This is a genomic window from Desulfovibrio intestinalis (assembly GCF_014202345.1).
GTDB lineage: Bacteria > Desulfobacterota > Desulfovibrionia > Desulfovibrionales > Desulfovibrionaceae > Desulfovibrio > Desulfovibrio intestinalis.
Genome location: NZ_JACHGO010000004.1, coordinates 64,443 through 78,167, shown reverse-complemented (window position 1 = coordinate 78,167; position 13,725 = coordinate 64,443). Strand labels below are relative to the sequence as shown.

Annotated in this window: 12 protein-coding genes and 1 riboswitch; of the genes, 6 read left to right on the top strand and 6 right to left on the bottom strand. The window is 58.0% G+C overall.

Going from position 1 to position 13,725, the window contains the following annotated elements; translation table 11 throughout:
* The first annotated feature begins 251 nt into the window (after window positions 1-251).
* The 3 genes from HNQ38_RS07180 to HNQ38_RS07170 all read left to right on the top strand — a co-directional run bounded on the left by HNQ38_RS07180 (window position 252) and on the right by HNQ38_RS07170 (window position 3,493).
* Window positions 252-1,322, top strand: a complete 1,071-nt coding sequence (locus tag HNQ38_RS07180; RefSeq protein ID WP_183718905.1) for a transglycosylase SLT domain-containing protein — start codon at window positions 252-254, stop codon at window positions 1,320-1,322.
* 206 nt (window positions 1,323-1,528) lie between these two features.
* Window positions 1,529-2,131 carry an OmpH/Skp family outer membrane protein gene (locus tag HNQ38_RS07175; RefSeq protein WP_183718903.1) on the top strand — a complete coding sequence of 201 codons (603 nt, stop codon included), beginning with the start codon at window positions 1,529-1,531 and terminating at the stop codon, window positions 2,129-2,131.
* A gap of 378 nt (window positions 2,132-2,509) precedes the next feature.
* A complete protein-coding gene (locus HNQ38_RS07170; protein ID WP_183718902.1) occupies window positions 2,510-3,493 on the top strand; it encodes an AEC family transporter in 984 nt (327 codons plus the stop codon).
* Window positions 3,494-3,730: 237 nt separating this feature from the next.
* Here HNQ38_RS07170 and HNQ38_RS07165 read toward each other — a convergent pair whose 3' ends face one another.
* From HNQ38_RS07165 to HNQ38_RS14190, 6 genes are all read right to left on the bottom strand, one after another.
* Window positions 3,731-4,927 carry an MFS transporter gene (locus HNQ38_RS07165; protein ID WP_183718900.1) on the bottom strand — a complete coding sequence of 399 codons (1,197 nt, stop codon included), beginning with the start codon at window positions 4,925-4,927 and terminating at the stop codon, window positions 3,731-3,733.
* Between the two features lie 27 nt (window positions 4,928-4,954).
* Window positions 4,955-5,272 (bottom strand): DUF190 domain-containing protein, encoded by a 318-nt coding sequence (locus HNQ38_RS07160; RefSeq protein WP_183718898.1) that lies wholly within the window; start codon window positions 5,270-5,272, stop codon window positions 4,955-4,957.
* Between the two features lie 10 nt (window positions 5,273-5,282).
* Window positions 5,283-5,672, bottom strand: coding sequence for a fluoride efflux transporter CrcB (crcB, locus tag HNQ38_RS07155; protein WP_183718896.1), 390 nt, complete (start codon window positions 5,670-5,672; stop codon window positions 5,283-5,285).
* Between the two features lie 234 nt (window positions 5,673-5,906).
* Window positions 5,907-5,965, bottom strand: a riboswitch (Fluoride riboswitch).
* 297 nt (window positions 5,966-6,262) lie between these two features.
* Window positions 6,263-7,150, bottom strand: coding sequence for a lipoyl synthase (gene lipA, locus HNQ38_RS07150; protein ID WP_343060125.1), 888 nt, complete (start codon window positions 7,148-7,150; stop codon window positions 6,263-6,265).
* A gap of 12 nt (window positions 7,151-7,162) precedes the next feature.
* Complete coding sequence (gene lipB / locus HNQ38_RS07145) at window positions 7,163-7,855, bottom strand: lipoyl(octanoyl) transferase LipB (protein ID WP_183718894.1); 693 nt, start codon at window positions 7,853-7,855, stop codon at window positions 7,163-7,165.
* Between the two features lie 250 nt (window positions 7,856-8,105).
* Window positions 8,106-9,671 (bottom strand): BPL-N domain-containing protein, encoded by a 1,566-nt coding sequence (locus HNQ38_RS14190; RefSeq protein WP_425485987.1) that lies wholly within the window; start codon window positions 9,669-9,671, stop codon window positions 8,106-8,108.
* Between the two features lie 95 nt (window positions 9,672-9,766).
* Here HNQ38_RS14190 and HNQ38_RS07135 point away from each other — a divergent pair, with 95 nt between their 5' ends.
* From HNQ38_RS07135 to rpsL, 3 genes are all read left to right on the top strand, one after another.
* Window positions 9,767-12,433, top strand: a complete 2,667-nt coding sequence (locus tag HNQ38_RS07135) for a valine--tRNA ligase (RefSeq protein ID WP_183718892.1) — start codon at window positions 9,767-9,769, stop codon at window positions 12,431-12,433.
* Window positions 12,434-12,816: 383 nt separating this feature from the next.
* A complete protein-coding gene (locus HNQ38_RS07130; protein ID WP_183718890.1) occupies window positions 12,817-13,161 on the top strand; it encodes an SMR family transporter in 345 nt (114 codons plus the stop codon).
* Between the two features lie 167 nt (window positions 13,162-13,328).
* Window positions 13,329-13,700: a 30S ribosomal protein S12 gene (gene rpsL, locus HNQ38_RS07125; RefSeq protein WP_012625691.1), complete on the top strand. Its 372-nt coding sequence runs from the start codon at window positions 13,329-13,331 to the stop codon at window positions 13,698-13,700.
* Window positions 13,701-13,725: the final 25 nt, after the last annotated feature.

Genomic DNA, 13,725 nt, shown 5'->3' with positions numbered 1-13,725 from the left:
TTTCAAATGGCAGTGAATTTGCAACTGACGAAATGCGGCCCGCAACGTGCTTTTGTGCGCGGGCGCGGCAATGAAGCCGCCGGGCAATTACATGCGCCAATAATATGCGGTAATCGCGTGCGCCAATAGCGCGCGGCGTGGTCAGGCATGGACAAGATCTACACCTCTGCCATTCACCGGACTGCGCAGCAAACCATTTTGTTAGAAACACCGTAAGCTCAGGGCACGGCCCGTATATTTCAGGAATACTCATGAAGCGTCACAAAACCATTCTCATCATAGCCTCTTGCCTTGGCAGCGCATTGCTACTTCTGGGGCTTTTGGCGGGTTTTGTGCCGCAAAAAGAAGGGCATGAACTGCGACGCCGGGCGAGTCCCGTAATCGTCAGCCTGCGGCCAGAGGACATGCCCACGCCCATTGTATCATGGAGCAACGGCTCGCGGCAGTGGTCGCTGCGCCGGGCGGTTTCACCCGTGGTGGCTGTGGCGGGAGCAGCGTTGCCGAGCGGTGTGGAGGATGACTTGTTTTCGCAGCTTCCTGAGGCGTCGGCGCAGCTTGCCTCTGTGCTGGCGCTGGACGGGGTTTCCATGCCTTTTCTTTTGACCATGCAGCCGCCGCAGTATGGCGACGCGCTGGACTCCCGGGGGCAGCCGTTGCGCTGGCTTGCCGCCGAAACCCTGCTGGAGGGCTATAGCCCGGTCATTTTCCGCGCAGGCAGCAAGGGGCGTGCGGGCCAGATGGAAAGAGACGGCGCTTTGTCCGGCGACAGCTACTTGAGCTACGGCAACCTGCCTGCCAGAGCCGCCCGTTATCAGCAACTGGTGGAAAATTTTGCCAGACGGTACAACCTCAGTACCGAACTCGTATACGCCATCATTCACAGTGAAAGTTCTTTTTCAACCACCCTCGTAAGCCACAAATCGGCCATGGGGCTCATGCAGATACTGCCTGACACCGCCAGCGGTGAAGTGCATAAGTATCTGTATGGTCATACTGGTGACGTGAGCTTTGAAGAATTGCGCGTGCCGGAAATCAATATCCGCTACGGCACCACCTATCTTCATATACTGCTCACACGCTACTTTGCCGGGGTGTATGACCCGCTTGCCCGCGAATACTGCGCTGTGGCGGCGTACAATATGGGCCCCAACCGTTTTTTGCGGCTTTTTGGCAAGACCAACGAGGAAGCTGTGGATGTTATCAACGGTATGACCGCCGACCAATTGTACGAAGACCTTACCAACCGTCTTCCCGTTGCCGAAACCCGTGCCTATGTTGCCAAGGTTGCCCGTATGAAAGGGCATTATGCCGCCCTGCAATAGGGGCGAGCCCGTACAACAGGCTTTTTGCCCCCCAGGCCGAGGGCAAGGGGATGCGGTAATTTTTTTGTCTGGATATTTTTACGGACAGCGGGGTTTGGCAGGGAAAAAACGGTTGAGGTGCCAATAAAAACAACGTACACCATTGACAACACGCCGTGAGGGCTTCTTAGCGTAACGCGGCAATTCTGAGAGGAGTATCCATTACCATGCGAATTCGTTATTTTCTGCCGCTGGCCCTGATGTTGAGCCTTATGCTTATTGCCTGCCAACAGGGCGAAGGCTCTTCCCAGCCCAAGCTGGCGGTCGTGGATATGACGCGCATCATGCGCGACAGCGAAGCCGGAAAGGCCGGGGTGAAACACCTTGAAGCTCTTCAGGCCGACATGCAGGAACAGCTGAACGCCATCCAGGGGCGTCTGGAAAAGAACGCCAACGACGCTGACGCCCAGAAAGAGCTGCAGACCGTCTACATGATGTCGCAGCAGCGCATGCAGGTTGAGCAGCAGAACGTGGTTAACGTTCTGTATGACACCATGCAGCGCATTATCAACGCTTACCGCACCGAAAAGGGCTACGCGCTTATTATCAGCTCTGAAGCCGCCGCTTCTTTTGACCCCAAGGCTGACGTGACCACGGACATCATCGCGGCCATGAACAAGCAGAAGGTGGACTTCAAGCCCGCAGCCGCCGAAGGCGCTGCCGATGCCGCAGCTGCCCCCGCGGTAGAAGCGCCCAAGGCCGCCGCTCCTGCTGAAAAGCCTGCGGACAAGGCTGCTGAAAAGCCCGCCAAGCCCGCTGAAAAGAAATAAGTTTCGCATCACGGTTTTTCGTGACCGGCTCATGCCGGACAGCGACAAAGTAAAACCCCCGGTCGTCAGGATCGGGGGTTTTCTTTGGCGCTGGAGCAAACAGGCCTGGGGCCGTTTCATGTTACGTTTCTGTGCCATACTGGACAGAGCTTGTAAGGAAGAGCATGCTTTTTCGCGTGCGGCGAAGCGCCCTCATATGCACAGAAAAATGGCCTTTGACGGCTGGTTTTCTGAGGTGTAAGACCTCACCCGTCGTTTGGCGACACAAAATGTTTCAACCTGCATCTGCGTGGCGGTGGCTGCGTGTGCAGAACCAGAGCAGCTTCAAGGTGAACCTGCCCCAAAAATCTTACCTTTTCGCAATGGTCGAGAGTTGATATGTTTCATGCCCTTTTTGCAGTGATTCCCGTATTCTGTATCATTGGCTTTGGCGTTTTGCTCCGGGCGCGCGACGTGCTGCCCGAAAATACCGGGCCCGTGATTGGCGTGTATGTGCTCAAGGTGGCTCTGCCGCTGCTCATCCTGCACCTGCTGGCCGGGGCGAGCCCCGAAGATCTGGGCAGAGGCGGCTTCTGGCTGGCCCTTATTGGCTCCCAGCTGGTCATGTATGTGCTCGGCTATATGGGGGACAAGCTGTTCTGCCGCCGGGGAATCGGCCCCGCTGTCATCAGCGGCTTTTCCTGTTCGGCCTGTAACGCGGCTTTTGTGGGCCTGCCCATTGTATCCAACCTCTGGCCCGGCAACAGCGAAGCTATGCTTGTGGCCGGACTTGCCATTCTTACACCCAATGTCGTCATTATTCTGGCGCAGGGCCGGCTTGACATTCTGGCTGGCTCTCTGGCCTGGAAGGGCGGCAGTGTACTGACGTTTGCGGGCAGCCTGGTGCGTATTTTCATTCTGGGCAATCCTCTGCTGCTTTCCACGCTGGTGGGCGTGGTGCTTTCCGTATCGCGGATCGGCCTGTGGGAACCGTTGGACCGCGCCATAAGTCTTGTGGGCTACACGGCGGCTCCCTGCATGCTGCTGGCCCTTGGTCTGGACTTGCGGCAAAAGCTTGCCGTGGCTACCCGCCGGGCGCAGGGCGGCGTAGTGCTTCGTCAGGCATGGTTCGTCCTGTGCAAGCTGGTGCTGCATCCCCTGCTGTGCTGGGGCATCATGTACGCTATGGGAATCACGGGTTTGTGGCTGGTTATTCCGGTGCTTATCAGCGCAACGGCAACGGCCCTGCTGGTCAGTGTTATTGCCCAGGTTTACAGCGCCGTGCCTGAAGAGGCCGCGCTTACAGCCGTGGTGACCAATGGCGCAAGCATTTTGACCCTGACGGGTTTTGTGTGGCTGTTCCACGCGCTGGGTATGCTTTAAGACCTGAGAGATTTGAATGCCTGACCGCCTCGCGCGGGCAGGACGCATAAAAATATACGCAGGCGTCTGCGGGAAAAATGTCCGGCTTGCCGGACATTTTTTTGCACCTGACGAAGGGAACACGGCGGCGGTCATGCCGTCACGGATGCCCGGAAAAACCGCCCATTACAGACGCCCGCCACGGCCTTGTATCCGTGGCGGGCGTCTGACGTTATCGCCGTATCTGCTATCCGGGGATTATCGTGGCGGGCAGGTACATGACGCACGCCTGTTCCCCACAAAAAATGCAAGCAACAAGGCCGCCGCAATGGCGCAACTGCCTGAAAACACAAATGCGCATGCTGGCGATATGCCCTGATATAAAAAGCCGAATACTATGGAGGCGGGCAGAAGAAACAGGCCCGCGGTCAGATTGAACCAGCCGAAGGCTGTTCCCCGGCGGTCTTCTGCCACCAGATCAACCACCAGGGCTTTTTCAACGCCTTCGGTGGCCCCCATAAACAGGCCGTAAAAGCCGAACAGAAGAAAAAGCATGTTGGTGCTGTTGTCTATGGCGCTGACGCCAAAATAAAATATGCCGTAGGCCGTGTAGCCGCAAAGCAGGACCGTGATGCGCCCGATCTTGTCCGACAACGCCGCCAGCGGGACGGAAAAAATCATGGCAACCGCAGATACCGCCGCCCACAGCAGCGGCACATACTCTGACGGCATGCCAACTTCCCTGGCGCGAAGCAGCAGAAACATGTTTGAAGAATTGCCCAGTGTAAAAATAGCCACAACCACCAGGTATTTCTTGAATACTGGCGGCATGTCGCCCAAGCGCCAGTCAAAAGTAACGTGTTTTGCCACGGGCCTTGCCGGGGCGGCTTCCTGAATTTTCAGCGAAAGAAAAAGACAAATGAGCGCGGGAACAACGGCCAGCAAGAAAATATGCTCAAGCGGAACTTTCCACGACAGCAGCGCGAAGGCCAGCAACGGACCGATAACGGCTCCTGCGTTATCCATAGCCCTGTGCAGGCCAAAGGCCAGCCCACGCTGACCGGGGGCCGCACAGGAGGCTAAAAGCGCATCCCGTGGAGAAGTCCTCAGTCCTTTACCCACCCTGTCGGCAAAGCGGATGAGCAAAAGCCAGCCCCAGCTTCCGGCAAAGGCGATGAGGGGTCGGCCAAAACCCGCAAGGCTGTAGCCCAGGATTATCCACGGCTTCGCTGAACGGGTGCGGTCCATGATGACACCAGAGAACAGTTTCAGCAGGCTTGCCGTGGCCTCCGCTATTCCTTCAATGACGCCAAGCGCGCGAGGCCCGGCCATCAGCACAGAAGACAGGTATAGCGGAATGACCGGGTATAACATCTCGCTCGCGCTGTCATTGCAAAGACTTATCAGGCCGATGAGCCAGATGTTGCGCGGCAGATTGAAGATGCCGTTTATCATGTTGCACTTTCCTCAGGTCAAACGGCGCTATTCTTCACCGGTGATGCCGAATTCAATGGGTGTTTTCACATAAAAAATTTTAAGGCCTTCTGCGGCTACTTTGGCAAACAGCTGGTCTGATTTTTCCGTGTCCACAGCCATCGTAATTTCCACAGGCTGCTCGGCAAGATCGAAAAAATGAGCGGAATGCAGCTTGCCGTCGCGGCCATAACCGCTTTGTGCCGCAGTCACCGTTACGCCGCTGATGCCAAGTTTTTTGGCTTCAGCAGTCAGCCATTCCGCAATGGTGAGGGAACCGTGAAGGCGAGTCTGCTGCGTGAAGAACGTCAGTTGATAGCCGTGCATGGGCGACCTCCTAAGCATGCAGGTTTTTGAACAGGGCGAATGTGGCGATTCCCAAAAGCGTCATCAACAGGGAGCCGAAGACGTGCAGCGCAATTGCGCCCACTGCCATAACAAGACGCTGTTGCTGCAACAGAACGGTCACCTCTGCGGAAAATGTGGAAAACGTCGTCAGCCCGCCCAAAAATCCGGTAATGCACAGTAACCGCCACTCTGGGGGCAAGGCAGGAAAAAAATCGAAAAAACTGATGGCCAGGCCGATGCAGTATCCCCCGATAAGGTTGGCCACAAGCGTTCCCATAGGGATGGGCGGAAACAAGGCATTGAGCATAAGCCCCAGCCCCCAGCGCAGAACCGAGCCAGCGGATGCTCCCACACTTATGGCAATTACTGATTTCAGCATATGAAAATGCTCCTGTTCGCATTGCCGCGCATACAAACTGGTTGCGCCTGATGTGTACCCGTGGCGCACCGCACTGACGATGGATTTAGTATTACAGTGTGTTGGAAATATGCTCCTGTTGTTACAGGCGTGCTCCAGTCAGGCATGGTAGTTTGCAACATGGGATGCTCCAATGAAAAAAGGTAACTACACCCTTGGGCGTGGTTACCTAAAAAAATACCTACCAACGCCGAAGCAGTGATAGGAGTTATCAGCAAATGCGGTTCAAGGGGAACTCCATCCCCGTTAAGTAAGCTTATTCCCTTGGCGCAAAATGTCAATTCCTACACAGACGACAGCACCGTGGCGCGGATGCCGCCTGTGGCATGTTCGCGGCAGCAGATGCCTGCCCCGCAGCGCGAGAGCATGATACTTTTGAGATCGCGTGATGCCTGAAGATCGCCGTCTCTTAAACCCCGCCTCTGGCCGCTTCGAATCAGAAAGCTTCGTGCTATACAAAAAATAAAAGTTTTAGGGGGTGGGGGCGTGGGGGAGGGATCCTTTTACAAAAGGGTCCCTCCCCCACAAAACACTCTACCTCCCACAAAATATTAAATGAAACTCCCTGCCTGATAACTGCTGCGCACCAGCGGGCCGGAAAAGACATGCTTTACGCCGAGGGATTTTCCGTAAGCGGCATAGGCTTCAAACTGTTCCGGCGTCACATAGCGGTCAAGCGGGTGGTGTTCCTTGCTCGGCGGCAGATACTGGCCGATGGTGATGATGGAACAGCCCGCCGCGTGCAGGTCGTCCACCACCTGCCGCACCTGATCGTCCGTTTCGCCCAATCCCACCATAAGGCCGCTTTTTGCCACACGACCTGCCGCATGCACGCGGCGCAGCAGTTCAAGGCTCTGCTCGTAGCGGGCTTGAGGCCGCACGCTGCTGTACAGGGCCGGATGGGTTTCCACGTTGTGATTGATAATGTCGGGCGCGGCGGTCATGACTGTGCGCAGGGCAGCTTCATTGCCCTGAAAATCGGGAATGAGCACCTCGATGCTGCTTTTGGGCAACGCGCTTCTGACGGCTGCAATGGTGAGGGCAAAGTGCTCCGCGCCGCCGTCTTCCAGATCATCCCGCGTGACGGACGTTATGACAATGTGCTTGAGCCCCAGGGCAAGAGCCGCCTTAGCCACGCGCTCCGGTTCGTCAGGGCTGGGCGCGGCGGTCTGGCCGGGGTGGATGTTGCAGAAGCGGCAGTTGCGCGTGCAGGTTTCGCCCAGAATCAAAAATGTGGCTGTGCCCGAAGAATAGCATTCTTGCCTGTTGGGGCAGTTGGCCGCCTTGCACACGGTGAAAAGGCCAAGATCATCCACCAGACCTGTGGTGGTGAAAAAACGCTTGTCCGAGGCAAGGGGGCGGCGCAGCCAGGGGGGCATGCGCAGAGGCTTTTGCGTGCCAGCGCCGCAAGGGGCGGTGGCGGAGGTTTTGCAGTTCACTTTTTCCGTCCTTTATGCGCTGTGAAGCAATGTCATAAGCCTGTGCCCTGGCTGCATGACGGGCGGCTCCCCGTGGGCAGCGGGCTGAAAAACGGCGTAAAATTCTTTGATGAACGCCAGCTTGACCGCATCCATTTGGGGCGCGGCCTGTGCGGATTCTCTGGCGATGGACGTGGCTGAAACGCCGTCCAGCCCGCAGGGCGTGACAAAATTAAAAAGAGAAAGATCTTCGGCCACGTTGAGGGCCAGACCGTGCATGGTGATGTATCTTTTTACGGCAATGCCCAGCGAGGCGATTTTTCTGCCTTCTGTCCACACGCCGGGAAAGCCCTCGCGCCGTGCGGCGTCTACCTGAAAAGATGCCAGCATGTGTATGGCAGCCTCTTCAAGGTCGTGCACATACGCGCGAATGCCGCCAGAACGTTTTTTCAGGTTGATAATGGGGTAGGCCACCAGCTGGCCGGGAAAATGGCAGGTCACGTTGCCGCCTCTGGTGCTGTGCACCACATCCACATGGCCCTTGCACAGGGCTTCAAGGTGGGGCGGCACATTTTCCGCGCCGGAGTTTTTGCCCACGCTCACGGTGGGCGGGTGCTCCAGCACAAGCAGGACGTCGTCCCCGCCCGCCTGTACCCACGCCTGCACCTGCTCTTGCAGGGCAAAGGCGTCAAGATAGCCGATGCGGCCCAAGTCAAATGCAAACATAGTCATGCCGTGGTTTATGTTCGTGGGCTGATTACAGACCTGTCTTGTACTACAAGAACCTTACATACGGTGTATCGCCAGCAACACCAGCGGGCTGAACGGGCCTGATTGCAGGCGCTGCTGAAATGCGCGCGGTATCTGCTTTCAGGGCGTGCTGGCATAAGAGCTTTTACACACTTTCGGTCGAACCGGGCTGTTCTTTGCCTGAATCGTTTCAGAAAGGGAGTGCGCGCACGTTTGGCTCAATCCCTCACTGGAGGTCGCAGGGGGTTGCATCCTGCGACAGAAAAATCAGCTCTTCCGTAATATCCAGCAACTCTTCCATCAGGCCGCCGCCGCTCATTGGATGGCCGAAAAGCGCCTGCCTCTGATGGTCCAGGCCGTGCCTGTCCACGGCGTCCGGCAATGTGGGATGCAGGGTCTCGGCTAGACGGCAAGCCAGAAAATACCCTTCGGCCCCGGCGGCGAAGAGGTCGGCCAGCTTGCTGAAATGCGGCTCCACTTCTTGCCAGTAGGCCAGTGCCGCAGGCGAGGGCGCAAGGCTGGCAGCCGTACACAGGGCAGCGTGCAGATTGTTGCAGGCAGCCCCCGGCAGGCCCGTGCGCCAGCCCCACAGCCAGTGGGTGCGGCCAAAAAAGAGGTGGTGCTCAACGGCCAGATCCAGCAGGCCGCGCATGTGGCGCAAAGCGTCCAGCAGGGCGGCGCTGCGGCTGCCTTCCGGCCAGGCATGGCAGGGGTGGCGCAATTGCCACAGCGGCACGTCGGCGCGGGATGGCTCCAGCCCTGTGAGCTGTTGCAGCAGTTGGGCCAGCCACAAGTTGGCGTCGGGGCTGTGCGGCGTTTCAAGATGGGAATAACTCAGCACATAGCGTCCCTGGCCGTATTCACCGCTGACCACAAGGGGCTGGCCTTTAAGAAAATCTGCCGAAAGATTGACGCCGTACAAGCTCTGCCACTGTTCAAATATGTGCGGCGGTATGCTCTGCAAGGGCAGGTCGGCCAGCCAGAAATCGGCATCGGGCGCATCGTAGGCCGCCAGAACGCGCACCTGCGGGTTCTCTTCGGCGGCGAAGCGCCCCGGCCACCACACGGGCAGACTGGGGGCATGGGGGGGGTCCATTGACGGCTGGTTCTGGCGTTGGCTCGGGCATGCGCTGGATTTTTCAAGCGCTGGCGCAGACTTCGTGCCAGATGCAGGGGCTGAAGTTGATGCAAGGGCCGCGCGCGGGGTTGTTTCAGAGGCCGGGACAAACGCGGGAGCAGCCTCGGCGGCTGATGCTCCGCCCGGTGACGAGGCCGCCGCACGGGCGCTACAGCCGCATGGGCTGGAGGCGCTGTCTGCTGCCGGGGCGTTTGTTGTTGTGCTGCTTTCTGCGCGCTCCTGCGGGCAAAAGGAAAACTCGTCGCCCTTGAGCAGGCGCACCCGCGTATGGCCCGAAATGAGGTGGTGCAGTCTTTCAGGGTAGGCCGCCCGTGACCAGGGGCAGATGCCAAGGCCTTCCTGGGGTGCGGCATGGCTCAGGGCCAACCCGGCCCCGCCGCAAAATCCCAGATAATTGCCGCCAGCTTCCATCCACTGACGTACGGCATCCCTTCCCGCGTCGCCCAATCCGGCAGCCTTGAGGCGCGCATTGCCGCCGGGAACCAGCAGCAGGGCGGCGCGGCCACCCGAATTTTTGTCTGCGGGCGCAACCCGTTGGCTCTGGCCAGAGGCCTGAGAACGGGGCGGCTTGCCTAAAAGAACGCCTTGCGCTATTTCTTGTCCCTTAACCAGGCGGCAGGGCAGTCCCATCGCGCGAACAGCGCGCCAGGCCATGAGGCCCCAGATGTGGGACGAATCCCATAAAATACAGATTGGCTGAGCAGCATGCATAGTGCTGCACTATTGCCGCCTTTTACGGAGAATGCAAGATGGCGGATACCCTCCCCAAGGGCTATGAGCCCCATGACGTGGAAGCCCGGTGGTGCAAACACTGGGAAGAAGACAAGACCTTCACGCCTGACCCGGACGCCCCTGGCGAGCCTTATTCCATAGTTATTCCGCCGCCAAACGTCACTGGCGCGCTACACATCGGTCATGCCCTCAACGTCACGCTTATCGACGTGCTTTGCCGTCATGCCCGCCAGAAGGGCAAAAATGTGCTGTGGGTGCCCGGTACCGACCACGCGGGCATTGCCACGCAGAACGTGGTTGAGCGCGCTCTGGCCAAGGAAGGCAAGGGCCGCAAAGATCTTGGCCGTGAGGCTTTTATCGACCGCGTGTGGGAATGGCGTGAAGACTACGGTCACCGCATTCTTGATCAAATTCGCGCGCTGGGTGCTTCCGTTGACTGGTCGCGCCTGCGTTTCACTATGGACGAAGGCCTTTCTGCCGCCGTGCGCAAGGTTTTTGTGCAGCTTTACAACGAAGACCTTATTTATAAGGGCGATTATATCATCAACTGGTGCTCCCGCTGCCATACGGCCCTGGCCGATGACGAAGTGGAACACGAGCAGAGCAGGGGCAAACTCTGGAAGGTGCGCTACCTTCTGAAAGACGGCTCCGGTTCCATCACCATTGCCACCACGCGGCCTGAAACCATCCCTGGCGACACGGCCATTTGCGTGCACCCTGAAGACGAGCGCTACGCCCACATGGTAGGCAAGACGGCGCTTGTGCCCGTGCTTGGACGCGAAATTCCCGTCATTGCCGATGCCTATGTGGACCGCGAATTCGGCACGGGCGCGCTCAAGGTGACACCCAGCCACGACCACAACGACTGGATGCTCGGCAAAAAGCACGACCTGCTCTTTATTCAGGCCATTGACGAAAACGGCATCATGAAGGCCGAAGCCGGAATTTATGAAGGTCTGACCAAGGAAGCCTGCCGCGAAAAAATCGTGGCCGATATTGAGGCCGCCGGACAGCTTGAAGGCATTGAAGAGCTGGATCACGCCGTGGGGCACTGCTACCGCTGCCATACGGTTGTGGAACCGCATGTGTCGACCCAGTGGTTTGTGGCCGCCACCAAAATGGCCCCTGCCGCCCGCGCCGCTGTGCCCGAAACGACCCGCATCTTGCCTGAAAACTGGCTCAAGACGTACAATCACTGGCTGGATAACATCCGCGACTGGTGCATCAGCCGCCAGATCTGGTGGGGGCACCGCATTCCCGCCTGGACCTGCGAGGCGTGCAGTCAGCTTATCGTGGCCGAAGAAGCCCCGGACGTTTGCCCGCACTGCGGCAGTGCCAGCCTCAAGCAGGACGAGGACGTGCTGGACACCTGGTTCTCGTCGGCTCTCTGGCCGTTCTCCACTATGGGCTGGCCTTCTGATACCAAGGAACTGCACCGCTGGTACCCCACGTCCGTGCTGGTGACTGGCTTTGACATCATATTCTTCTGGGTGGCCCGCATGATGATGATGGGCATCCACTTTATGGGCAAGCCGCCCTTTGCCGACGTGTATCTGCATGCGCTGGTGCGCGACGCTTCGGGCCGCAAGATGTCCAAGTCCACGGGGAATGTCATCAATCCGCTGGAAATGATCGACAAATACGGCTGCGACTCCCTGCGTTTCACCCTAACGGCCTTTGCGGCTATGGGACGCGACATCCGCCTTTCAGAAGAGCGCATTGAAGGCTACCGCCACTTTGTCAACAAGCTCTGGAACGCAGCCCGCTTCGCCCTCATGAACCTGCCTGAAGAAGCTCCGGCCCATGTGGACCTTGGCAGCGTTCAGGGGCTGCACCACCAGTGGCTGCTGCACAGGCTTGAGACGGTCAAGCTGGAAATGGATCAGGCCCTCACGGACTACCGCTTTAACGATGCGGCCCAGCTGGGCTACAAGTTCCTGTGGAACGAGTTCTGCGACTGGTATCTTGAGCTGATCAAGCCCGATATGTACAGCGAAGACGAGCAACGCAAGGCTGCGGCCCAGTACGTGCTGTGGGTGGCCCTGCGTGAAATTCTCTTGCTGTTGCATCCCATCATGCCCTTTGTCACTGCCGAAATATGGGCCGCGCTGCCTGTGCCTGCTGGCGAAAAAGCCACTGACCTGGCCCGCGAGCTGTACCCGGTGCTGCGTCCTGCCTGCGTGCGTCCTGCGGAAGCTGCCAGCATGGAGCTTATTCAGGGCGTGATCGTCGCCGTTCGCACCATCAAGGCTGAACTGGGCATCAGCCCCGCTCACCGCGTCAGCCTGATGCTGCACCCGGTGGATGCGGTTCAGCAGAGCCTGCTGGAAGAAAACCGCGATCTTATTCTTACCCTGGCTCGCCTTGACGGGCTTACCGTCGGTGCCGACGTGTCCGCGCCCAAGGCTTCGGCCTCGGCCGTGGTTGAAGGTTGCCAGGTTATCGTGCCCCTGCGCGGAGCCGTGGACCTCAACGGTGAGCTGGTTCGTCTGGACAAGGAACTGACCAAGCTTGAAAAAGACATTGTGGGCGTCAACATGAAGCTCAGTAATGAAAGCTTTGTGAGCCGCGCGCCCGCCGATGTGGTTGAGCGTGAGCGTGAACGCGCCGGAAAACTGCTGGATGCCAAGGCCAAGCTGGAGGCGCTGCGCGCCCGTTTTGCCGAGGCCTTGAGCGAGGAATAATTCCGGCAAGGTAAAAACATTACGGGAAAGGGCGCGCGCGGTTTGACCCGGCGAGCTTTGCCGCAGGGGATGGCCGTGCGATCCCTTTCCCCGTCTTTGCCAGCAAGCCTCTGCATTGGCGTGCCCTTGGCGCGTCAAAACCAGTTTTGCAGACGGTATCGCAGCTATTGGCAGCTTCCGGCCCTGCAAGGCAAAGGCAGCCGCGCAAGCTGCACGGCTGCTTTTTGCACGGGCAAACTCCATAGCAAGCGTGACGTATATTGTCCGCCTGTGGTTGCAGCAGAGTAATCTGCCCCAACAGGCGCATGGCTCGTAAAAGTTTGTGGATTGTAAGAATTTTGTAACCCAGATCGTGTCAGACTCTGCCTGTGAGAGAGTGAAGTATGAGTCCCGCCAATATAGCCTACCTGCAACTGGGCGGCGCCATCCTGCTTGAAGTGGTGGCTACGGCCTGCCTCAAGCAGTCCAACGGTATGAGCCGCATTGTGCCCACCGTGGCTGCCCTGAGCGGATACGGCATCTCGTTCTACCTGCTGGCGCAGGTGCTCAAGGTGGTGCCTATGGGCATATCGTACGGCATCTGGAGTGGCATTGGCATTGTCATTGTTTCCGTTATGGGTTTTGCCCTTTTTGGGCAAAAGCTGGACATGGCCGCCTGTCTTGGCCTCGGCCTTATTGTGATGGGCGTTCTTGTCATACATTTTTTTTCTGGGTCCATGCCGCATTAAATTGACTGGCGGCAACAGGCTGCAAAAACATGTTTTTTCTGCTTTTCCAGAAAAAGAAACCACGGCATTCAATGCTGTGGCGCTATTGACAGTTCTTAACAGGCAGGCTATGACCTGTCCTCTTTTAGGATTTAGTTTAGAGCAATATTCCAATATGGAGAGAAAGAATGCCCACTATTAACCAGCTTATCCGCATTGAGCGGAAGGCCGTGCTGAAACGCAAAAAGACGCCCGCCCTGCAGGCTTGCCCGCAGCGTCGTGGTGTTTGCACCCGCGTTTACACCACCACCCCTAAAAAGCCTAACTCCGCTCTGCGTAAGGTTGCCCGTGTGCGCCTGACCAACGGCATTGAAGTTACGGCTTACATCCCCGGTGAAGGTCACAACCTTCAGGAACACTCCGTGGTCATCATCCGCGGCGGTCGTGTAAAAGACTTGCCCGGTGTGCGTTACCACATTGTACGCGGTACCCTGGATACCTCCGGTGTGGCCGATCGTCGCAAGAGTCGTTCCAAGTACGGCGCCAAGCGCCCCAAATAAGGTTTTATTAATTGTACGGCGTGCG

What these genes read in the sequence shown, in the direction of transcription:
- HNQ38_RS07130 (WP_183718890.1), top strand. Translation starts at nt 12,817, where the DNA reads ATGAGTCCCGCCAATATAGCCTACCTGCAACTGGGCGGCGCCATCCTG.
- HNQ38_RS07160 (WP_183718898.1), bottom strand. Translation starts at nt 5,272, where the DNA reads ATGCACGGCTATCAACTGACGTTCTTCACGCAGCAGACTCGCCTTCAC.
- HNQ38_RS07180 (WP_183718905.1), top strand. Translation starts at nt 252, where the DNA reads ATGAAGCGTCACAAAACCATTCTCATCATAGCCTCTTGCCTTGGCAGC.
- HNQ38_RS14190 (WP_425485987.1), bottom strand. Translation starts at nt 9,671, where the DNA reads ATGGCCTGGCGCGCTGTTCGCGCGATGGGACTGCCCTGCCGCCTGGTT.
- rpsL (WP_012625691.1), top strand. Translation starts at nt 13,329, where the DNA reads ATGCCCACTATTAACCAGCTTATCCGCATTGAGCGGAAGGCCGTGCTG.
- HNQ38_RS07165 (WP_183718900.1), bottom strand. Translation starts at nt 4,927, where the DNA reads ATGATAAACGGCATCTTCAATCTGCCGCGCAACATCTGGCTCATCGGC.
- HNQ38_RS07170 (WP_183718902.1), top strand. Translation starts at nt 2,510, where the DNA reads ATGTTTCATGCCCTTTTTGCAGTGATTCCCGTATTCTGTATCATTGGC.
- HNQ38_RS07175 (WP_183718903.1), top strand. Translation starts at nt 1,529, where the DNA reads ATGCGAATTCGTTATTTTCTGCCGCTGGCCCTGATGTTGAGCCTTATG.
- crcB (WP_183718896.1), bottom strand. Translation starts at nt 5,672, where the DNA reads ATGCTGAAATCAGTAATTGCCATAAGTGTGGGAGCATCCGCTGGCTCG.
- HNQ38_RS07135 (WP_183718892.1), top strand. Translation starts at nt 9,767, where the DNA reads ATGGCGGATACCCTCCCCAAGGGCTATGAGCCCCATGACGTGGAAGCC.
- lipB (WP_183718894.1), bottom strand. Translation starts at nt 7,855, where the DNA reads ATGTTTGCATTTGACTTGGGCCGCATCGGCTATCTTGACGCCTTTGCC.